We start from the raw sequence: 22,190 nt of genomic DNA, 5'->3' as shown, positions 1-22,190 counted from the left end.
ATTTTAGCTGCAAATCTCAGGGAAAACGGTTGTGACACTCGCAGTTTCCAATACCGAAGACACAGTCAGCACAGTTTATGCGCAGCTGCGATCCATGGCGGCCTCGTTTGCGTTCAAACCGGGCGAGCGGATCAACGAATCCGCACTGTCCCGCGACCTTGGAGCCAGCCGCACCCCCTTGCGCGAGGCTTTGAACAGGCTGGTGGCCGAAGGGTTCGTCGATTTTCATGCCGGGCGTGGATTTTTCTGCCGGGCCCTGACCGATGAGCGGATTACCCATCTGTACCAGGCGCGCATGGCCATAGAGTGTGAAACAGCACGCCAAGCAGCACTACGCGCCGAGTCCGACGCCCTAGACGACATCAACGCCTCGCTGGACAGTACAGCAGACGAATATGCCACGTGCTCGGATCCCTTGCGGTTGTTGGAGCTGGACGAGGCGTTTCACATGAACCTCGCGCGATTGGCCGACAATCCCGAACTGACGCGGCTGCTGACAACGATTTATGATAAGATCCGATTTGTGCGCGCGGCAGACCTGCGCAGCTTGCAGGCCGCTGGGCGGACCACAACCGAAAGGCATCGCATCATACTGGATCTGGTCCGGAATGGGGACGCAGAGGGCGCAGCGAAAGCGATGCGCCAACATATCGAAAACCGTGCGCAGCATGCGTCAGCCGCCGTGCGCCTTGCCTTCGCAGATCTTTATGCCCCGCAGGATACACCCTGATGACAACATTTGGCGGTAAAACCATATACGGAGCATCGGTCGGCATCCTGATGCTAAACACCCGATTTCCCCGCATTCCGGGCGATATCGGCAACGCCGGCACCTGGCCCTTCCCGGTGCAATACAAGATTGTCTCAGCGGCCACGCCAGACAATGTGGTCCGCGGCGATGCAACCCCGCTGCTGGGTGCATTCATAGAGGCCGGACAAGAACTGGTGGCCATGGGCTGCGATGGCATTGCCACTAATTGTGGCTTCCTCGTCCCGTTCCAAACCGAACTTTCGCGCGCGCTTGGGGTGCCTGTTGCATCATCCTCGCTGCTTCAGGCCCCGCTGATCCGTCAATCCCTGCCCGCCGATCAGGAACTGGGTATCCTGACGATCTCGTCCGAAACGTTGACCACCGCCCATCTTGATGCCGCCGGCATCCCCGAGGGAACTCCGGTCGCCGGCACGGGTGCCGGGTCTCATTTCACCACGCTCGTGTTGGGCGATGCTGCAGAGATCGACTTTGAACAGGCGCGCATGGACAATGTTCGCGCAGCCCAAAAGCTGGTTTCGGACCACCCCAATATCGGCGCGATCCTTCTTGAATGCACCAATATGGTCCCCTACGCCGCCGATATCCGCCGCGCGACGGGGCGTCCCGTTTTTTCCATCTACACCTACCTGCTTTGGTTCCAGTCTGGCTTGCTGCCACGGCGGTTCCCATCGCATCTTGACGATATCCCGCAGGACCAGCCATGAGCGACCATCGCATCATCGACCTGCGTGTCCATTGCGTTCACATCCCGGCGCAGGCCGTCCACTCACACGGTTCGGGCGATGTGGGTGGTATCAACGCAGCCCTGTGCGAATTAACCACAGATAGCGGCCTGACCGGATGGGGTGAGGCTTCACCCTGGCCCGTCTTTACCGGCACGCTAGAGGCCGCCGCCGCCGCGCTGCATGTGCATCTGCGACCGCACGTCGTTGGTCAGGATCCATGCCAAGTAGAGCCGACCATGACGCAGGCGGATCGCGTGCTGGTTGGTCATCCCGAAGCCAAAGCCGCTCTTGAGTCGGCGCTACTGGACCTGACCGGTCAGATCACCGGGTTGCCCATTGCCGAATTGGCCGGCGGTAGGCATCGCGGCGAAATACCGTTGAGCTTTTCGGTTGCGAATCCCGATTTCGGGGCCGACCTCGAAGATATTGCCCGCTTGTGGGGCGATGGGGTGCGTCTGTTCAAACTCAAGACCGGGTTCGCCGATCATGCTTTCGACCTCATGCGGCTGGAACACCTGCGTAACACATATGGCGAGGCAATACGCCTGCGGATCGACTATAATCAGGGGCTTCTGGCCTATGACGCCATCCGCCATATTCGCGACCTTGAAGCTTTCCGCCCGGATTTCGTCGAACAGCCGGTCCGGATGCATGAACGCGAAGCGTTGGCCCAGATCACACGCGCCGTCGATGTCCCCATCATGGCGGACGAGGCCGTGTTCAACGTGCATCAGGCGCTTCAGGGCGCCGGTGATCGCATTGCAAACATCTTTTCTTTAAAGACCGCCAAATCAGGCGGCATCCGGCGCTGTATCGAGATCGCCGCGATCGCCCGCGCAGCGGGGATTGATGTCTACGGAGGATGCATGTTCGAAACCTCGATCGCGCACATGGCAGGCGCCCATCTTATGGCGGCCATCCCCGACCTGACGCTGGGGTGTGAGTTCTACATGTCCACTTACTATGCCCAGGCCGACATTGCGCAGTCGCCCTTCCCCGTCCGGAACGGTCATGTGCAGGTTCCCAAAACGCCGGGGCTGGGCATCGCCCCGGACCCCGACATGTTGGGGCGGTATCGCACCCAGCTTTTGAAGGACACATGATGGCCGAATTAATACGAATGAACGGCGCGCAGGCTTTGTTGCGGATGCTTGAGCTGCACGATGTGACCCATGTGTTCGGCTTGCCTGGCGAGACAACCATTGGCTGGTACAAGGAATGGCGCGCCAATTCGGACATTGAATTCGTCCTCACCCGCGACGAACGCACAGCCTCATACGCGGCCGAAGCCTATGCCAAGATCACCGGCAAACCCGCCGTGCTCGAAGCACCAAGCCCCGGCGTCACCCATTGCAGCCCCGGCATCACCGAAGCGTTTCTCAGCTCGGTGCCGGTGATTTTCTTCTCGTCCGATATCCCGATCAATCAGGACAAAAGGCACGGGCTGACCGGGGTCGATCAAACAGCACTGTACGATAGCATCTGCAAGGAATCCTTCACGGTCACGAACGTCCGAGAAATTCCGTTTCTGCTGCGCCGAGCGTTTCGCGTCGCGACCTCGGGCCGCCCTGCCCCTGTTCATATCCGCATCCCGATCAACATCTTCGGTGAAGAGGCCGACCTGAACGACCTTTATGCCGAACCGGAATACGCAGCCTATCCGGCGCACCGACCCGTAGCCGATCACGGCAAGTTGCGGGGCGCCATCGACGCGTTGCTTTCGGCCAAGCAGCCCGCGATTGTCTGCGGCCAGGGTGGGCTGATCTCGAAGGCGGGTGACGTCATTCTGGAACTGGCCGAGCTTCTACAAATCCCGGTCGGAACAACCACGCCCGGCAAGGGTACTATACCCGAAGATCATCCCCTGGCGCTGCGGGTCATCGGTGCGCGTGGCGGTATGGAGTATTCCAACCAATATGTGCACGACGCCGATCTGATCTTTTTCATCGGGTCCAACACCGACAGCGCCGCGACCGATCATTGGAAACTGTATGGCGACCCACAGAACAAGACCTTTCTGCATCTCGACATCGCCGAGGCCCATATCGGCAATAACTTCCCGGTCAAGATAGGCCTTGCTGGTGATGCCCGAGCCAGCCTAGCCTATATGCTGGAAATCCTGAAATCCGAGCATCCGGGCTTGACCCGTCCCCGTATTGATCTGACCCAGACAAAGCGCACGGCGCTAGACAAGGTGTTCAACGCGAATATCCCGATGCCAGAGGGAACGATATCGCCCGTGAAGCTGTCGCAAGTGTTGGACCGGATCATGCCTGCCGACGCAATCGTCACCTCCGAACCCGGCGTCAGCGCTATTTACCCTTCTGCCCTTCTGACCTTCCGTGAGGCCGGCCGTCGCTATATCACCAATTATTCGATGGGCGCGTTGGGCTATGCCATTCCTGCGGGTCTTGGCGCGTCTTACGCCACCGAAGGGCCGATCATATCGCTGACGGGGGATGGGTCGATCGGGTTTGTACTGGGCGACATGGAAACCGTAAAGCGGTCGGGCAAGAACGTGACCATCATCCTGAATCGAAACGACAGTTTCGGTTGGATCCGGGGCGAGGCCATCTTGCTGGATGACGTCGACGCGCCCTGGACAACCGATTTCGGCGCCGTGGACTATCTGAAAGTGGCTGAAGGCTTCGGCTTTAAGACTGCCCGCATCACATCCGAAGACGAGATAGAGCCGATCCTGACACAGGCGATATCAAACCATGGCGCGAATTTTATCGAGATCATGGTCCCAACGCAGGACAAGATCATCCCCTTTGTCCCGAATTGGGTCCGCGTGGCCCGAACGAAAAATCTGCCTCATTTCTATTGATGGCCCGGGACAGCTACAAAAACTGCTCCTTGTGAATCGCCCCAGCCTTCCAGAGGGGCGGCCAGCAGATCATCCTCGAGAAGGTGCTGTCAATTCCACGACAGGCCCACAAGCTGCATGTCGGAAGGTAGCCCATGCGTCATTGCACAGCGCCGGACACAAAGAGGCCAAGTTTCTGATCTAAGTAAAGATTTAGGCCATTCTGGCCTCTGGTGCATTGTTGCGACAAAACTGTTCTATGAGTTAGGTTATCTGGCATGACATCCTTACAGAGTGACCTGATACAAGCCATCTACGACACCGTTGTCGCCCCCGAGGGCTGGCAGGACGTGTTGGACCGGGTGGCTGAGGCGGTGGACGCGCGCGGCTGCATCATGTTCGACCTCGTCGAAGATGCTTATGGGAAACAACAGCTTGTCGCCCCATTCATGTCGTCGCGATATGATCCGGCGGCAGTCGCGGGCTATGCCGAGGCATTCGCCAAATGGGAAATTGAAGACCAACGGCTTTTTGCTCGTCATTCCTCGATGGGTGACCATATAGACGTCATTGGTGAGGAAGTATTGGCCGAAACGCCCGAGGCCGTCGCCCGCCGTCCCAATGCTCAGGCAATGGCCGAATTCGGTATCATGCATCGCGGCGGCGCGTTGCTCAGCCGTGACCAACCGATGCGCGATCGGTTTTCCGTCCAGTTTTCGCGCCGCCACGGCCCATTGGGACAATCGGACAGAGCAATTTTATCAACCCTTCTGCCCCATATGGCAAAGGCCTGCGAATTGGCCCGACCCGTTCGACAATTAAGGTTGAGGTCTCAGGTTCTGGTTGACGCAATCGACCAGTTGAGGATCGGGATTTGTCTAGTTCGCGCGAATGGAACAGTGCTGGTCCACAATCAGGAGTTTCAGCGCCAGCTGGAAGAGGTCCGACTATTCCGCGTGACGCCCGAAGGCCGGTTGGAACCCCAGGCCGAAAAACACGGCGACTGGTTTCGTCGCATGACCCGTTCCGCAGGAAAACATGGCCGATTTGGTGCCCGACCCCGGAAAGAAGCCTTGGCTGCCGAAGATGAAACCGGACCTGTTCTGGCGGTTGAGATCGTGCCGCTTGCGTCGGATCGTGTTCTTGGCGAGCCTATTGAAAATACATTCATGGTTTGCAGTCTCGATACAAGCAGCGGCTTGGAACTCAACCAAGAGATGATCGACAAAGTACTTAAGCTGACCCCGTCGGAAAGCGCTTTGGTTACGCTTCTGGCTGAGGGCATGACAAACCGCCAGATCGCTGAACGCCGAGACCGTTCTACTGACACCGTCAATGCACAGGTTAAGACGCTCCTGTCCAAGACGAGTTGCTCTAACAGAACACAACTTATACGGCGCGTTTCCAGTATTGGCGGGCAATTTTTGACCAGCCGTTAACCCATTTGGGCGATGCGCCCGATAGAAATTAGCGGCCAAATGAATTGGACTAGGTTGGAGGAGCAATTACCATGTCTATTTCACTAGTTAATTATTTTCAGGGACCAATACTAACCGCTGTGAGTGTAACGGTTGCTACTTCTCTGGCTTCTCCGACCTGGTCACAATCAACTCTGCCGAAAATCGCAACATCGTGCTCACAAGGGGATGCGATGTGCCTTGATCAGGGCTGGAGTGATGAGCGCCGCCAATGGTGGTACACGACATCGCAGGGATCTCGCCTGTTGCCGCTGGACTGGGCCTTGGCGCTAAAGTCGGCAAATGGCGAAAATGAACTGTACAGCTCGGAAAGCCTTGTCGCATTCGGGTACCTCCCCAACCCGTATTCGCAGGACAACCCGTATGGATTGCCAGTCGGCTTTGCCGTGGACCATGACTCATCTGAAGATGCCGACCTGATGTGCGACCGTTTTCCAACAATGTGCGGCGCTGGCACAATGCGCGCACCTTGGGTTGGAATGAACTGTTCGGCCTGTCACACGACGGAAATCACCTTTGAAGGGCAGCGCGTACGCGTTGAAGGCGCGCCCACGCTGGCGCGGTTCGACGATCTGGTCAACAGCACGCAGAGCGCGCTAGAAGCGACGATTGCCGACCCAGATCGGATGCATGAATTCGCGCGCTTAGTGCTGCACGGCCCGGTGAATGACCAGACCAAAGCCGGTCTGGCAACTCAGTTGCAGGAACAAATCGATTGGATGGCGGCGCTACACGACATCAATCATTCCGATGTCACAGCCGGGCCCGGCCGTTTGGATGCCCAGGGTCACATCCTGACAAAAGTGTCGATGGTCATCGGCGCAGAGACGCCGTCAAATGCATTCTCGGCCGATGCACCGGCCAGCTATCCGTTTATCTGGAACACACATCAGCAAGCCAAGTTGCAATGGAATGGAATTGCCGAAGCCAGTGAGCCGATCCGGGTTTGGGGACGTGACACCGAGCTGACAGCACTTGTCAGGAACGTTTCCGAGGTTATTGGCGTGTTTGCTCATATTGAGGCCGATGACGGCTGGGCGATACGCGGCTATGACAGCAGCGTGCGCGTGCGCAACATGGTTGGATTGGAACGCCTGTTGTCGCAGATGACATCCCCCGTTTGGCCCCAGGACGTGCTTGGTGAGATTGATGCGCCCTTGGCGGCAAGGGGCAAAGACCTGTTCGAGGCTAATTGTAGGGGTTGTCATGCGCCTCTCGATCCCACAGATCTGGAATCGTCCGCGCAGATCGAGATGTTTGGCCTTGATGAGGCGGGGACAGATGTTTTCCTAGCTTGCAATACCTATCTTCGCACAACCGACGCAGGGAACACTGCCGGGCAACGCAGCATTCCTCTGAAGGGCGAGTGGATCGAAGAAACGGACGCGATCCACAAGATGCTGACCAATGCCGCCAGCGGGGCCATTGTCGGCAAGCTGGGTGAACTGGCCGATGCGGTATTTTCGCAAGTTGAACCAGAGGATGGGCGGGTCGGTTTCAGCGGCACGGGTGACAGTCCAATCTTGCCCGGTGTTGCAGACGAGGAAAAACGAGCCCAGGCAAAGGAATGTCTGAACACTGATCACCAGCTACTGGCTTACAAGGCGCGCCCTCTCAACGGGATTTGGGCCACTGCTCCCTATCTGCACAACGGATCGGTTCCCACACTTTATGATTTGCTTTTGCCTGCCGTGGCCCGCAACGTAGGTGAAGAGGTGACCGTCGCCGGTCCAGTACGCCCGGAAGAATTCGGTATCGGCTCTCGCGAGTTCGATCCCGTTAAGGTAGGCTATGTCAGTGATGTGCAAAATGCACCCTGGGTGTATCGCGTGCGCGATTCCGCCGGAAATATTATTCCGGGAAATTCAAACGCCGGTCACGATTACAACAATTCTGATCTGACCGACGACGAACGTTGGGCTATCGTGGAATATCTCAAAGGGCTGTAGGTGCCCATGAAGCTCCACGATCCTGACCAAGATCAAGGGAGAGATGGCATGTTGCATGGAATAACTCGCGCGTGTTCATTGGGACTTGTTCTAAGCGCAGTAGCGACCTGTGTCCTGGCCGAGATGCAAGACCAAGAAGTCTTCTGGACTGCACCAGCGGCAACCGGAGTTGAAGCTCAGCGCGCGCAGGAAGACCTTTATCTGAATCTGTTCAACACGGGCCGGCTTCGCTTCAAGTTGGTCCCGATGGGGGACCATAAGCGTCTTGAAGACGTGATGCGGGATCAGGGCGCTTGGGTCGGACCGATGACTGAGCCGGTGGCCGCGATGCTTTGTGCGGTCAACGGATCAGGTTGCAATCTGACCACAGCGCCAGTTGCCCAGGCACAGATAACCGACCACGGTGCGCATGTAGCCGGACTAGTAGGCGTCGGTCAGAACTGGACAGTCGGGAAGAACGATCTTGTCTGGATTCCCGATGTTGAAATCGTGCAGGTTTCGACCCCTGCCCCGGCCGAAAATGACGCTCGAGTCGAGATCAGGGGATTAAACGTCCAAAACCGGTGCCTGAGTGCAGATTATTGCGTCAATGACTACCAGCCCGATATACCTGGTTGGAATGTCAAAGGTCGCCTGCGCGAAGTCGTGGTGGCCACCCGCGACGCCGAAGGTCAGGGGCGCGCTCTGAAACTGATACCAGAGTTGAACGCACGTATTGAGCTGAGCGAAGACCCGTTACCCGACTACCAGTCAATCAAGTCTCAGAACAGCCTGCCCTACGATTTCCGCGACCCCTCTTTTCTGAAACTGGATGCTGGAATTGGGGCGGGCATTGTCGGTACCTTCTCAATCGAATCCCAAAGCACAACGTCGGATTCAAACGTCCACGCCCTGAGCGGCTACCAGCGTGAGCCGCTATCTGAGCACAGCCAAAAACTGTTTGATCATTTCTGCAACACGCAGCTGCACGGTAGCTGCCCGGATTTGTCCGACAAAAACCTGGACGGCCTTGTTATCGGTGTGATGGATCAGACACCGGAACATCGCCATTGCGATCTTGATATCAATGCCAAGGTTCTGGTCGACAACGAATTCGTTCCGACGCAAGCCTCCGGAGAAGCCGACGATGATGCGGCATCAACCGACACAGCCGTCGGATGTGATACCATGCGACTGGCCGGGCAGGTGCAGGGCATCGACCACGGAACTCATGTCCTAGGCATCATTGCAGCACCCCAAAACCAACGGGGCATAAGTGGGCTGCTGGGTGGGTTTGAGGACCTTTCTTATCTTCTCATACCGTTCAGTGAAACCGATGGCGTGCTCATCGACGAAGCCAAGGCACGCCAATTGGCCGATGCAATCGACAGCGCCGGATCCCTAAACGTCAGCGTCATCAATCTAAGCTTTTCCTACAACCTTAGGAACATAAGGCGCGCAGATAAGATTGGGGAAGCGATCAAGAAATGGCACCCCAGCATTCTGTTCGTTGTCGCCGCCGGCAAGGGCGGAAACCTGTTCACAGCGCCACCGGTCTCGTTCGGACAACCAGACGAGCTGCCGCCCTGTCTAAGCCCGCCAGCTTGCTATGCCAGTCACGTCGAGAACATCATCGGCGTGGTTGGATTGGAAACGGATCAGGACAATCTGAAGTTGCTCCACAATCTAAGCGACCCAACACAGTTTCGAACAAACTACGGGGCTTCTGTTTTTGACATCGGCGCGCCGGCTCGGGATATCCTGTCGACCGTTGGTGTGGATGGATTCGGGCCGCTGTCGGGAACCTCGCAAGCGGCACCGCAAGTGACGGCAGCCGCCGCGCTTTTGAAGAAAATCTCAGGCGCGAACCCGATCCAGGTCCGCCAACGGCTGACCTATACAGCGCGTATGTCGATGGATTCCATCGACAAAATCAACGGCGGTGCCTTGGACGCCACCGCTGCATTGCGCATTGACAAGGACTGGTTGCACATGGCCGACAACTGCAAGGTTGCGGGCGAATTCATCACGCTTGTCCGTGTCCTTGACGGAACGCCGCAAGAGGGCAGTTTCGATATCGTCCCCAACGACCAAGGCCCGTGGAGATATGTTCCGAAATTCGACATGCGCCGCATCCACTGGAATGCCGACGAAAACAAGGGCGTGTTTTTCTTTCGCGACGGACGCAATTTTACACGAATGGTCGCCTCGTACCTGTCTGCGCAAGGAAAGCAACATTTCTTGCGGATGCGAGTCGACCGGGCGTCCGAGGATTGCGCCGACAGCGTCAAGCCAGGTAGTGTGGCAGAGTTTCAATTATCACAAGTCGTCGACTATATTTCTCAGATGGACTGATGAGAGTGCGAGTCGCCTTCATAGCAGCTGTCCTGGGCGTTCTGGGCTACGAAGTCGCCGCCCAACCTTATGTAGGCAGCATAGTTGAAGACATCTCGACGCCACTCGCCTTTCCGCCTGATCAAGACGGGCTGACCTGCACAGGGTTGGTGTGGAACTTTCGCGTGGACGCGCCCGTACTTCCGGGCAACATCAAGCAACCCGAAATGAGGGTCCATCTGAACAATTTGGTTTTGCCCGACAACGACGCGTTTCACATCGAAATCGCAGACACATCGGGCAATGTCGTCGAAACGCTGGATCGGGCCGTTTTGGCGGGTCGCTCTGATATCTGGACCCTTTCAATCTCAAGCATTGCCGCAGAGGTATCGGTATTTGGTTGTGACGCCCTGACAGGGTTGGCTTTCGAGATCGACCAAATTGCATTTCCCTTTGAGGATTTGGAGCTGGAATCCCTTTACGGAACCAGCGATCTGATCGAAACGAACAGCTATACCGGCGCCGACAGCGATCTTGTTACCGAAAGCGCTAGCTCCGTCGCGCGCCTGTCGGTTATCAAAGACCGGACGGAAACCTATTGCACGGCGTTCCGGATAGGTCCTGATTTGGTGCAGACCTCAAGTCATTGCATTTCCGATGAAACGGACTTTTGCGAAACCACTCAGATCTGGTTTGACTATCACAAAAACGAATTTGGCCTACCCATTACTGGCCAAAAGGTCCGATGTCTTGAAATCGTCGACAGTGCCGCCCCTACCCAGGCGGATACGACCATTCTGCGAGTTCATCCCGAGCCGCATGCGGCCTACAAAATTGCCAGTTTCACGCCCGATTCACCGCAAGAAGGAGACCCACTGTTTGTACCGCAACACCCCGGAGGGCTTCCCCAGAAGCTTTCAATCGCCGACTGCGTTCGCCAGGAAGATATGCGCACTCAGGCACATCCCAACGCCTACGGCCACACTTGCGATACACTGCGAGGATCGTCAGGTGCCCCCGTTTTCAATCTGGCCGGAGAAGTCGTTGGCCAACACCGCGCGGGCCACACTAACCCCGAGGTCACAAATTGCCTGAACCTTGCGACACTTCCCCATTTGCTCGACCTGTCCACTGGCGTAACCGGACAGACCACAACAGCAAGCGCAGAGGCCTGTTGATGCCTAGACCAAACACTCCAACCGACTTATTGCTGTCGCTTGTGCTTGTCGCAGTATGGATTGCCTTTCCCGGCCCAACGGTGGCGCAGCCCGTCACCAAAGAAAACCCCAACGCAGATCAGCAAGCGATGGTCGATCACTGGACACGGCAGGCTCTGTCTGACGCAGTGAACGCCGGATTGCCTGTCCCGCAAGCCAACTATGAGGATCTTCTGCTGGCAGAGCCGCATCCGAGAGAAGCGTCTCAGTTGCTCGATGGACGGTTCACTGGCGAGACCGATCAGATCGCTCCGCAGGATGTCAATATCGCAGACCCGAAATCGGTTGCGTCCGTGCAAGAGGAAGCCGCGGGCATTGCCTCGGACGGTGCGTTTTTCTCTAGTTCTCGTCTTGTCCCCATGGATGCCAGGTTTCACTATCCCTACAGATTGAACGGTAAGTTGTACTTCACCAAATTCGACGGCAAGAATGAGGTCTGTTCAGCAGCGGTTCTACGCCCGAGACTGCTCTTGACCGCAGGGCATTGTGTGCATTTCGGGCGCAATAAAAGCTCGGGGTTCTACAAGAATTTCAAATTCGTACCTGCGTATCACGAAGGCCACGCGCCCTATGGCGAATGGTATTGGACCTGGGTTGGCACAACCCAAAGCTGGTCAGAATCCCGTCGAAAATTTCCCAACATCGCCGATTTCGCAATCATCGAAGTAGCCGATCAGAACGTCAACGGACGGATGATGCGGATCGGTGACATCGTGGGATGGGCGGGGTTTCGTACTTTCGCGCTTTCGCCCAATCACACTAAACAAGTAGGCTACCCGCAGAACCATGACAGCGGTGAGATCATGCATCAGGTCGATAGCGCATGGCATGCCGACGGTCAGGAAGGTGTTTCATTCTATGGGTCAGACATGCGCAATGCGTCTTCCGGCGCTGCCTGGTATGAGAATTTCGGTGTACAGGCGACAGGCCAGGTTGGAGCTCTTTTCGCCAGCCCAAACCGCATCGTAGGAGTGACATCCTTTGGTTTTGCAGAACAGGGAAAAATGATTCAGGCGAGCTCGCAACTCAACGATGAATTTCTGGACCTGCTATCCGTAGCCTGCCAACGCAAGATCGGAAATTGCTGACGATCCCTTTTCAAAGCCACTCTTGTGACCTGTTGATTTGCGAGTTGCCGATGGAACACCATCATACGGTCCATCATTTCTAACTTGTCATATTTGAGACCGGTGAATAGACATTCGGCCCATGACAACAGCCAAGCTCGCAAAAATTGATCACCAGCCCGCCACTCTGCGCGATATGGTGCAAGACAGGATGCGAGAGGCCATTGTCGAAGGTGTGTTTCAGCCGGGCGAGCGGCTAGTCGAACGCCCGCTATGCGAACAGCTTGGGGTGAGCCGGACAGTCATTCGGGAAACGATCCGCTATCTTGAAGCCGAAGGGCTGGTTGAGATCTTGCCCGGTCACGGGCCTATCGTCGCCTCCATGAGCTGGGATGACGCCCGTCAGATTTATGATATTCGTCGCCTGCTTGAAACGGCTGCGGCCGAGCAATGCGCGCGCAATATCGACGAAGACATCACCCGCAAGCTGGGGGCTGCGCTGAAGCGATTGCAAAAGGAATCCAAGGGCAAGACGCGGGGGGCTTTGTTCCGGGCAACTTCGGATTTCTACCAAGTGGTCTTTCATGGCGCAGGACATCACATTGCCTGGGAGGTCGTGCAACGTTTGAACGGTCGCATCAGCCGGCTTCGCATGTTGACGCTGACCTCGGCTGACCGTACCCGACCCGGCATTTCTTATATGGAAGACATTTTTTCCGCGGTCGTATCAGGCGATCCCGCCGCAGCGCGACGTGCCATTCAGCATCATCTGGACGAGGCGACGTCGGTCGCGGAACGTGTGTTTGCATCGCAGGATAATGGGCAATGACAGATCGGCCAAAAGGCTATTGGATCGCCAATGTCACCGTGTCAAACGCTGAGGCCTATTCCGACTATCAAGCGCTTGCACCGGAAGCCTTTGAAAAATACGGCGGCCGGTTTTTGGCACGGGGCGCGGCGGAAACGCTAGAGGGCCAAGACTGGCAACGGCGCGTCATTATCGAATTTGACAGCATAGAACAGGCTCGGGCTTGCTACAATTCGCCAGAATATCGCCTTGCACGCGAAAAACGGGCCCATGCTTGTCAGGCGGATATCGCTCTGATCGAGGGGTTGAACGGCGGCTGAGTTGCCTGGCCAAGCGCCATGAAGGCTCAAACACCTTGTATTCGCCGCAGGCGTATCGGGGCGAGTTTGGAATCAAGACGCGTCGCCGCATGTTTCAAGTCCATAAAACTCCAAACTCATCAATGTCTCGCCGTTATACTGAACGGTATCTAACCTTATTCCGCTTTCCAAACTTCATAACCTGACTTTTCGCACGCCGCGGACCCGTCGCGGAGACGCCCGGCCAAGGTGTTTTCAGGATTGACATCTTGGTCGATGGTATACCATCTTACCTTAAAAAACCACGACCTGCGATGGAGCCACAGCAATGCCTGCTGAAATTCGAAAAACACTGCTGCATGTCGAAGAGACGCTGATCGAAGGTGGCAAAACCGCCAAGACCCCGCTGAAGATGATCGCGGCGATTGCAGTGATCAGAAACCCCTGGGCCGGTCAGGGCTTTGTCGAAGACCTGCGCCCCGCGATCCATGATTGCGCACCAGGGCTGGGCGAGTTGCTAACCAGGATGATCCTGGATGCATCCGGCGGCGGCGACAAGGTCGAAGGTTATGGTAAATCCGCCATCGTCGGCGTGAATGGCGAGGTCGAGCATGCCTCGGCCCTGATCCACACGCTGCGGTTCGGCAACCACTATCGTGAAGCAGTGGGCGCGAAGTCCTATCTGGCCTTCACCAACACCCGTGGTCCCGCGAGCGCGCCGCTGCAAATCCCGCTGATGGACAAGAATGACGGCGGCAGACGCAGCCACTACCTGACCATTCAGCTTTCAGTCGCCGATGCGCCCGCGCCGGATGAGATCGTAGTTGCTCTGGGGGCATCGATTGGTGGACGTCCGCATCACCGTATCGGTGACCGCTATCAGGACCTCAAGGAATTGGGCCATGACGTTGACAACCCTGCGGCTGTCTAAGCCTTTCGGGCGCGTTACCTATTGCGAGGCGGGGCGAGGTGCCCCGCTGGTCTTGATTCATGGCGTGGGCATGCAGTCGGCTGCATGGCAGCCGCAGATTGAGGCGTTCTCGACGCAATACCATGTCATGGCGCTGGATATGCCGGGACATGGGGGCAGCGACGCGTTGGGCGGCACGCCAAAGTTACCGGACTATGTGGCTTGGTTGCACGCGGTTGTCGCCGCTCTGGATTTGGGGCCGGTCTGTTTGGCCGGGCACTCGATGGGCGCTCTGATCTCGGGCGGGTATGCCGTAACTCACCCGCAGAGGGTGGCGCGTGTTGCTTTGCTGAATGGCGTTTTTCGCCGCACGCAGGCTGCCCGAGATGCAGTAACAGCCCGCGCGCTTGAGATCCGCAAGGGCAGTTTTGATCTGGAAACGCCGCTAAAACGGTGGTTCGGTGACGCCCCGTCTGAACAGGTCGCCAGCGCCAAAGTGGCTGGATGGCTGTCTTCGGTGAACCTTAAGGGCTACGCTGATGCCTATGGGGCCTTTGCGGATGGGGATGAGGAATATGCGGACGGGTTTGCCAAAATCCCTTGCCCATTGCTGGCGCTAACCGGCGCACTGGACCCAAATTCGACGCCTGAAATGGCGCAGGCCATGGCAGATGCAGCTCCGCTGGGGCGCGCCGCCACCATCGAAGGTGAGCGCCACATGGTCAATCTGACAGCGCCCGAACAGGTCAATGCGATACTGGCCGACTGGTTGCAGACCCCGATGGAAGAAAGGGAAACCGCATGACGAGTTTTGATCCACGCGCGCTGAGGAACGCGTTTGGGGCATTCATGACCGGCGTCACGGTTGTGACGACCCATGATGAAGACGGCAACCCGCTGGGCTTTACCGCGAACTCATTCAGCTCGGTGTCGCTGGATCCGGCACTGGTGTCGGTCTGTCTGGCCAACAGCTCGCGGAACTATGAGGCGTTTGCCAATGCCAAGGGCTTTGCCGTCAACATCCTGTCGGAATCGCAAAAGGATGTGTCCAACACCTTTGCCCGCCCAGTCGAAGATCGCTTTGCCGCCGTGGACTGGCGCCCCGGTCCTGTTGGGTCGCCCGTGTTCGTTGGCGTCTCGGCCTGGTTTGATTGTTCGACCTTCAAAACGGTCGAAGCGGGCGACCACCTGATCCTGATCGGCAAGGTCGAAGCCTTTGACACCTCGACCGCGCCGGGGCTGGGCTATGCCCGTGGCGCCTATGTCACCCCGGCCGCCGAAGCCGAAGCGCTGAGCCAGAGTACAAACCTGATCGTCTCGGCCCTGATCGAGCGTGAGGGCAAGGTACTGCTGATCGGAAATGATCAGGGTCGTCTGACGTTGCCCGAAACCAAGACCGGAAAGAACGGGGCCTCAGCCGCCCTGAATCGTCTGATCGAGCAATGTGGTGTCCGCGCCGAGCCGGGGTTCATCTATTCCGTCTACGAAGACGAAGCGCGCGAACAACAGCACATCTCGTTCTTGTGCCAGGCGGCCGAGGGGGAACCCACCCAAGGCACCTTTACCGAACTGACTCAAACCACTCTGATGGACATTGCCGATGCCGCGATGTGCACCATGTTGGAGCGGTTCGCTCAGGAAAACCGCATGGGCAATTTCGGGGTCTATTTTGGCAATCAGGTCAGCGGCAAAATCCGCCCGATCTCATCTGAAAAAGAGTGACGCAATGAAGTTCTCGCTTTTTGCACATATGGAGCGCATCGATCCGAAGGATGATCAAAAACAGCTTTATGATGAATTCGTTCAGCTGTGTCAGATCGCGGATGAGGCCGGGTTCAACTCGGTTTGGACGGGTGAACATCATGGGATGAACTTCACTATCGCCCCGAACCCCTTCATCAATCTGGTGGACCTGGCCAACAAGACCATGAATGTGCGTCTGGGCACAGGCACGATCATCGCACCCTTTTGGCACCCGATCCGTCTGGCTGGCGAGGCCGCGATGACCGATCTGATCACCGATGGCCGGCTGGAACTGGGCATCGCGCGCGGGGCTTACTCGTTCGAATATGAACGCATGATGCCCGGTATGGACGCGTGGGAGGCTGGCCTGCGCATGCGCGAACAGGTTCCGGCGATCAAAAAGCTCTGGGCCGGGGACTATGCGCATGACGGCGAATTCTGGCAGTTTCCGAAAACCACCTCTGCCCCGCAACCGGTGCAAAAAGACGGTCCGCCGATCTGGATCGCCGCGCGCGACCCCAACAGCCATGAATTCGCCGTGTCCAACGGATGCAATGTGCAAGTGACGCCGCTGTGGAACGGAGACCCCGAGATTGAATCGCTGATGGGCAAGTTCAACGACGCCTGCGCCAAATTCCCTGATCAGCCGCGCCCCAACATCATGTTGCTGCTGCACACCTACGTTGCCAGCGACTCGGACGATGCGAAACAGGCCGCAGTCGAGTTAAACCGGTTCTACAACTATTTCGGCGCCTGGTTCATGAACAAGCGCGAGATTAATCAGGGTCTGATCGATCCGCTGTCAGACGACGACATCGCCGCACATCCGTTCTATACGCCGGAAGCGATTCAGCGCGATTTGGCCATCGGAACCGCCGAAGAGCTGGTGGAACGGCTGAAGAAATACGAGGCCCTAGGATATGACGAGTATTCTTTCTGGATCGACAGCTCAATGCCATTCGAGCGCAAGAAAGCCTCGCTTGAACGGTTCATCTCGGATGTGATGCCAGCTTTTCAGTAAGGACAGAATATGCAACAGTTTCAGCAGTATATCGACGGTGCTTTCTCGGACGGAGCCGCACAGTTCGAAAGCAAGGACCCGGCAACCGGCCAGCCCTGGGCTTTGATGCCCGAGGCCCGCGCCGAAGATGTGAACCGGGCCGTTTATGCTGCCGAGCGGGCATTTTTTGATCCCGAATGGACCAATATGACCGCAACGCAGCGGGGTAAGCTTTTGCTGCGCCTGTCAGAGCTGATCGCGGAAAACGCACCGCGTCTAGCCGAGCTTGAGACCCGCGATACCGGCAAGATCATTCGCGAGACGTCCGCCCAGATCGCCTATGTAGCCGAGTACTACCGCTACTACGCCGGTCTGGCTGACAAGATCGAAGGGGCTTTTCTGCCCATCGACAAGCCGGACATGCAGGTCTGGTTGCGGCGTGAGCCTGTGGGCGTCGTGGCGGCGGTGGTTCCCTGGAACTCGCAACTGTTCCTGTCGGCGGTCAAGATCGGCCCGGCTTTGGCGGCGGGGTGCACGGTCGTGCTGAAAGCCAGCGAGGAAGGCCCCGCGCCGATGCTGGAATTTGCTCGAATCTTCGATCAGGCGGGTTTTCCCAAGGGCGTTCTGAACATCATCACCGGATTCGGGCCTGATTGCGGATCGGTCCTGACCAGCCATCCGAAAGTGGCCCATGTGGCCTTTACAGGCGGCCCCGAAACCGCGCGCCATATCGTGCGCAATTCTGCCAACAATCTGGCCTCAACCTCGCTGGAACTGGGCGGGAAATCTCCGTTCATCGTGTTTGAAGATGCCGATCTCGACAGCGCCGTGAATGCGCAGGTGTCGGGGATTTTCGCGGCCACCGGGCAAAGCTGCGTGGCCGGATCGCGCCTTGTGATCCAACGTTCGATCAAGGACGAATTTCTGGCACGCTTGAAAGAAAAGGCCGAGAATGTGGTGATCGGATCACCTCAGGACATGGCGACCGAGGTTGGACCGCTGTGCACCCTGCGTCAGCGCGACCGTGCTCTTGACCTGATTGACCGGTCCGTTGCGCAGGGCGCGCGACTAGTCATTGGCGGGCAGGTGCCCGAGGGTGCGGGGTATTTCTTCCCCCCGACCATTCTGGATTGCACCGACGCGCCCGATGCGCCCTGCGTGACCAATGAATTCTTTGGCCCTGTTCTGTCGGTCCTCAGTTTTGAGACCGAGGCCGAAGCGCTGGCCATCGCCAATGACACGCAGTTCGGTCTAGCCTCGGGCCTGTTCACCCGCGACCTGACCCGCGCACACCGCATGATGCGGGGCATTCGTGCGGGCATCGTCTGGGTCAATACCTACCGCGCCGTCAGCCCGATTGCGCCGTTTGGGGGCTTTGGTTTGTCAGGGCACGGGCGCGAGGGAGGCGTTGAGGCAGCGCTTGAATACACAAAAACCAAAGCGGTGTGGCTGCGCACCAGCGATGACCCGATCCCGGACCCGTTTGTGATGCGGTGATTGCGGCAATTCGCGCGCCCGACAGCTGCGAGTTCCTGCATAAAACCATGAAAAGCCTGACCAGGACAACAAAGAAGCGCCAGCCTCCAACGTTGTTGAAAATTCCTCATTGGGATTGAATGCTTATTGAGGGGCGTTCACTGTAAACCTTGATTGGAATGTTGGACTTCAAACCCAACGGCACAACCAAGCAGAATTGGAGCGTCAGCATGGCTTGGCCCAGCAACCACAGGACAACCGAAGAGGATCGCCAGCGATGGCGTGACACATACGCCGATAGCGACGCTGCCGCAGGTATCGTAACCACGGAAGATTTCGAGCCCTTCAAACAGCGCAACGATATGTTCACCCGCGCATTCTGGGACGATACGGTGCGGTCGAAACATACGGATGGCTTCTTTCAAAGCTACCGAATGAAGGCGAACTATCGCAACGGTGACGGGTTTCGGCAAAAGGATTTTGCCCTTCGCAATGCCAGTTGGCTTATCTCCGATGTCATCAGCAATCGCTCGGCTGATCAGGGGCGGCGTGAAGGCTTTCAGGCACCGATCTCGGAAGACACGCCCGTCGCCGAAACCAAGGTAGAGATCGATAATCCAATGGCCATGGCGGCAGAGATCAAGCGTATCGCCCGGTTCTTTGGCGCAGATCTGGTTGGGCTTACCGATTTCGATGACCGTTGGATCTATTCCAGTCGCGTTGACACGCGGGATTTCTCGGACGCCGAAAATACGCTGCCCGTGGGGCTGACCAGCGTGATCGTATTGGGCCACAAAATGGATCAGGAACTGGTGGCAACCTATCCTTCGGCTTTGGCCGGAGCAGCCACTGGGCGCGAATACAGCCACGAGGCCGCAATCGTCATACAGTTGGCTGCCTATATCCGGAACTTGGGATATCAGGCGGTACCCTCAATGAATGATACCGGGCTGGTTATTCCCTTTGCTATCAAAGCCGGGCTGGGCGAATACGCCCGCAACCAAATGGTCATCACCCCGGAATTTGGCCCTCGGTTGCGGTTCTCCAAGATTTTCACCAACCTGCCTTTGAGCCATGACGCTCCGCGCCCGCTGGGGGTTCGGGCGTTTTGCGACATTTGCACCGAATGCGCAGATGCCTGTCCGGCAAAGGCCCTGCCCTATGGCCCACCCGAAGTCAGCGCGGCATCCGAGGCATCAGCCATCCAAGGTGTGCGCAAATGGACATCGGACGCCAAAGCCTGTTTCCAGTATTGGGCCAAACTGCAAAGCGATTGCGCGATTTGTATGCGCGTCTGCCCATTCAATCGCGACTTTGACAAATTGACCGACCGGCTTTGGCGAAAACTTGCACTTGGCCGCTGGCGCAAACTGGCCTTGTGGCTGGACAAACGCAGCAACCGAGCCAAACGCCTGAAGCCCAAGGATTGGTGGGACGGCGCATGACGGCAACGCGGTTTGTGCAATCTTATCGCCAGTGAGGTGGATAGGCCGCTTCGTACCCAGGAATAGCCTCTATTCGCCGCGCCCAGTCAGCAAGGTTCGGATAGTGTTCGTCCAGGGGCAGCACCTGAAGATCCAGCCCATCAGCGCCATCATAGTTAGCCCCGCGCAAAAGCTGCATCACGGCCGGAAAGACGATTAAATCGGCGGCCGAAATATCGGACCCGCAGACGAAATGCCGATTGGCAAGGTTCGCCTCCAGAGCTGACAGTTCCTGATACACAAGCTCGATTGCCGTCATGATCTCGTCGGCCTTTTCCGCTGAACGTTTGCGGAAAATTGGCCGGACCAAATTGCCAATCGGCGCTCTGAGGCGATCTCCGGCTTCACAGACGGTCTGCCATATTTCCGCAGTCTGCACCTTGTCGGTTCCGAACAGTGGCGGCTCTGCATAGGCCGCATCCAGATAGGCCAAGATCGCGTTGGTCTCTCGCACCGTTACGTCGCCATCCACAAGCACGGGAACATTTCCACGGGGATTGATCGCTAGAAACTCCGCACTCTTCTGCTCACCTGCCGAGTTGCTCAGGCGTCGCGCGTCGTAAGACAATCCTTTGACAGCCAGAGCGAGCATGACGCTCCAACAAGGCGGGCTTCCGCTTATGAAATAGCACGCGCGATCTGTCATGATGTCCTCCGATGCGTATGGCTAACCCGCCGCGGAGCATCTTGGCAATATGTCTGGCGATCAAAGGTTTGTGGGCTTTAAAACATGCCTTTGGGCAATAACACGGATAGCCGGGAGCGGAGTATCAAGCTGGGATTCAAGCAACGCAAGCCGTAAGAGAACGTCGCGAAGTTGCGTCAAAAAAGGCCTTATTCCACATATTGCTCTTTCATTTCTGCATCCAAAGTAGAACCAAATTCGCAAAATTCCGAATCTAATCTATGATAATTTCGGATACGCCAGTTTGTCGTCTCTGACACTTGATGGGCGGCACACCGGCGTGTTTCAATTTTCTGGCCACCCGGCGCAGATGGCCTTTGGCCGCAAACCAAGGAAAGGTCAGCTTTCCCAAAAACCTAAAAGGGCGAAACGACCCTACTAATACTCATAACAACACCAACAGAAAAACGACCAACGTGGAGAAATCAGATGAAGAAACTTACAACGCTTTTGGGGGGCGCATCCGTGGTGATCGCCGGACCGGCAATGGCCGCAGATATTGTTATCGGCGTTCCAAACTGGGCGTCAGTCAATGCCACAGCCCATATCCTCGAGGTTGTTATCGAAGAAAACCTCGGTCTGGATGTTGAACTGCAAAACGGCACCAACCCTATCGTATTTGAGGCGATGGACAGCGGATCGATGCACGTCCATCCCGAAGTCTGGATGCCGAACCAGCAAAACCTGCACGACACCTATGTCAAAGACAATGGAACTGTCGTGATGAACCAGAACCCCGTGCAGGCTGAACAGGGCATGTGTGTGCCCACCGCCACCGCCGAAAAATATGACATCAAGTCTATCGACGACCTCAGTGATCCGGACAAGATGGCCATCTTTGACACGGATGGAAACGGAACACCCGAGGTGTGGATCGGTGCGCCGGGGTGGGCTTCGACCGTGGTCGAGAAAATCCGGGCCAAGTCTTATGGCTATGACCAGATTTTCGATCTGACCGAATATGAAGAAACCATCGCTTATGCCAATCTGGCAAACGCGGCGAAGGCAGGCGATCCCTGGATCGGGTTCTGCTACAGCCCGCACTATATCTTTGTCACGCAGGATCTGACTGTTCTGGAAGAGCCCGCGCATGATCCGGCAACCTGGACCATCGTGCAGCCGACAGACGACCCGGATTGGCTGGAAAAATCCGAGGCATCCTCGGCCTGGAACGGGGCAACTCTGCATCTGCACTATGCCAAAGAGCTGGAAGAGAACTTCCCTGAGGTGGCCGCTCTTTTCAACAATTATCAGATGAGTGGCGATGACCTGAGCGCAATGGGCAAGGCACTGGCCGTTGACAATATCGAAGCCGCAGAATTTGCCCGTCAGTGGGTAAACGACAACGAAGACACCGTCATCGGGTGGCTGACAAACTAAGTCGCAGATATCCGGGCCGCCGAGATCTTCCCGGCGGCCCTTTGCATATCTGCGGGCGAAACTTCGCCGCACGAG

General features: G+C 57.0%; 19 protein-coding genes. 18 read left to right on the top strand and 1 reads right to left on the bottom strand.

Annotated elements, in window-relative coordinates:
• Window positions 1-31: 31 nt before the first annotated feature.
• The 17 genes from GOV80_RS06525 to GOV80_RS06445 all read left to right on the top strand — a co-directional run bounded on the left by GOV80_RS06525 (window position 32) and on the right by GOV80_RS06445 (window position 20,011).
• Window positions 32-730, top strand: coding sequence for a GntR family transcriptional regulator (locus GOV80_RS06525; RefSeq protein WP_336510132.1), 699 nt, complete (start codon window positions 32-34; stop codon window positions 728-730).
• Window positions 730-1,476, top strand: coding sequence for an aspartate/glutamate racemase family protein (locus GOV80_RS06520; RefSeq protein ID WP_170783335.1), 747 nt, complete (start codon window positions 730-732; stop codon window positions 1,474-1,476). The genes GOV80_RS06525 and GOV80_RS06520 overlap by 1 nt, the downstream gene beginning before the upstream one ends.
• Window positions 1,473-2,600, top strand: coding sequence for an enolase C-terminal domain-like protein (locus tag GOV80_RS06515; protein ID WP_170783333.1), 1,128 nt, complete (start codon window positions 1,473-1,475; stop codon window positions 2,598-2,600). Before GOV80_RS06520 ends, GOV80_RS06515 begins: the two co-directional genes overlap by 4 nt.
• Window positions 2,600-4,327 (top strand): thiamine pyrophosphate-binding protein, encoded by a 1,728-nt coding sequence (locus GOV80_RS06510; protein WP_170783331.1) that lies wholly within the window; start codon window positions 2,600-2,602, stop codon window positions 4,325-4,327. Before GOV80_RS06515 ends, GOV80_RS06510 begins: the two co-directional genes overlap by 1 nt.
• A 257-nt stretch (window positions 4,328-4,584) precedes the next feature.
• Entirely contained in the window at window positions 4,585-5,745 is a 1,161-nt protein-coding gene (locus GOV80_RS06505; RefSeq protein ID WP_170783329.1) for a helix-turn-helix transcriptional regulator, read from the top strand.
• A gap of 212 nt (window positions 5,746-5,957) precedes the next feature.
• Entirely contained in the window at window positions 5,958-7,733 is a 1,776-nt protein-coding gene (locus GOV80_RS06500; protein ID WP_170783327.1) for a di-heme-cytochrome C peroxidase, read from the top strand.
• A 48-nt stretch (window positions 7,734-7,781) separates the two neighbouring features.
• A complete protein-coding gene (locus tag GOV80_RS06495) occupies window positions 7,782-10,067 on the top strand; it encodes a S8 family serine peptidase (protein ID WP_170783325.1) in 2,286 nt (761 codons plus the stop codon).
• Window positions 10,067-11,224, top strand: a complete 1,158-nt coding sequence (locus GOV80_RS06490; protein ID WP_170771977.1) for a trypsin-like serine peptidase — start codon at window positions 10,067-10,069, stop codon at window positions 11,222-11,224. The genes GOV80_RS06495 and GOV80_RS06490 overlap by 1 nt, the downstream gene beginning before the upstream one ends.
• Entirely contained in the window at window positions 11,224-12,351 is a 1,128-nt protein-coding gene (locus tag GOV80_RS06485; RefSeq protein WP_170783323.1) for a trypsin-like serine peptidase, read from the top strand. Before GOV80_RS06490 ends, GOV80_RS06485 begins: the two co-directional genes overlap by 1 nt.
• Window positions 12,352-12,472: 121 nt before the next feature.
• Window positions 12,473-13,159 (top strand): GntR family transcriptional regulator, encoded by a 687-nt coding sequence (locus GOV80_RS06480; RefSeq protein WP_170783321.1) that lies wholly within the window; start codon window positions 12,473-12,475, stop codon window positions 13,157-13,159.
• A complete protein-coding gene (locus GOV80_RS06475; RefSeq protein ID WP_170783319.1) occupies window positions 13,156-13,458 on the top strand; it encodes a DUF1330 domain-containing protein in 303 nt (100 codons plus the stop codon). The genes GOV80_RS06480 and GOV80_RS06475 overlap by 4 nt, the downstream gene beginning before the upstream one ends.
• A 307-nt stretch (window positions 13,459-13,765) precedes the next feature.
• The gene (locus GOV80_RS06470; RefSeq protein WP_170783317.1) at window positions 13,766-14,368 is read left to right on the top strand and encodes an amino acid synthesis family protein; all 603 of its coding nucleotides are present in this window, start codon (window positions 13,766-13,768) and stop codon (window positions 14,366-14,368) included.
• The gene (locus GOV80_RS06465; RefSeq protein WP_170783315.1) at window positions 14,340-15,152 is read left to right on the top strand and encodes an alpha/beta fold hydrolase; all 813 of its coding nucleotides are present in this window, start codon (window positions 14,340-14,342) and stop codon (window positions 15,150-15,152) included. The genes GOV80_RS06470 and GOV80_RS06465 overlap by 29 nt, the downstream gene beginning before the upstream one ends.
• On the top strand, window positions 15,149-16,069 hold the full coding sequence (locus GOV80_RS06460) for a flavin reductase (RefSeq protein ID WP_170783314.1): 921 nt from the start codon (window positions 15,149-15,151) through the stop codon (window positions 16,067-16,069). Before GOV80_RS06465 ends, GOV80_RS06460 begins: the two co-directional genes overlap by 4 nt.
• Before the next feature lie 4 nt (window positions 16,070-16,073).
• On the top strand, window positions 16,074-17,111 hold the full coding sequence (locus tag GOV80_RS06455; RefSeq protein ID WP_170783313.1) for an LLM class flavin-dependent oxidoreductase: 1,038 nt from the start codon (window positions 16,074-16,076) through the stop codon (window positions 17,109-17,111).
• Window positions 17,112-17,120: 9 nt separating this feature from the next.
• Window positions 17,121-18,587, top strand: a complete 1,467-nt coding sequence (locus GOV80_RS06450) for an aldehyde dehydrogenase (protein ID WP_170783312.1) — start codon at window positions 17,121-17,123, stop codon at window positions 18,585-18,587.
• A gap of 209 nt (window positions 18,588-18,796) precedes the next feature.
• A complete protein-coding gene (locus GOV80_RS06445; RefSeq protein WP_170783311.1) occupies window positions 18,797-20,011 on the top strand; it encodes a 4Fe-4S double cluster binding domain-containing protein in 1,215 nt (404 codons plus the stop codon).
• 22 nt (window positions 20,012-20,033) lie between these two features.
• On the opposite strand, the gene GOV80_RS06440 is transcribed toward GOV80_RS06445, so the two are convergent.
• Window positions 20,034-20,696 (bottom strand): glutathione S-transferase family protein, encoded by a 663-nt coding sequence (locus tag GOV80_RS06440; RefSeq protein ID WP_170783310.1) that lies wholly within the window; start codon window positions 20,694-20,696, stop codon window positions 20,034-20,036.
• A gap of 468 nt (window positions 20,697-21,164) precedes the next feature.
• Here GOV80_RS06440 and GOV80_RS06435 point away from each other — a divergent pair, with 468 nt between their 5' ends.
• Window positions 21,165-22,115 (top strand): ABC transporter substrate-binding protein, encoded by a 951-nt coding sequence (locus tag GOV80_RS06435; protein ID WP_170771954.1) that lies wholly within the window; start codon window positions 21,165-21,167, stop codon window positions 22,113-22,115.
• The last annotated feature ends 75 nt before the right edge of the window (window positions 22,116-22,190 follow it).

This window comes from Ruegeria lacuscaerulensis (assembly GCF_013034685.1).
In the GTDB taxonomy this organism is placed as follows: Bacteria; Pseudomonadota; Alphaproteobacteria; order Rhodobacterales; family Rhodobacteraceae; genus Ruegeria; species Ruegeria lacuscaerulensis_B.
This window is presented reverse-complemented; position numbering and strand designations above follow the sequence as displayed.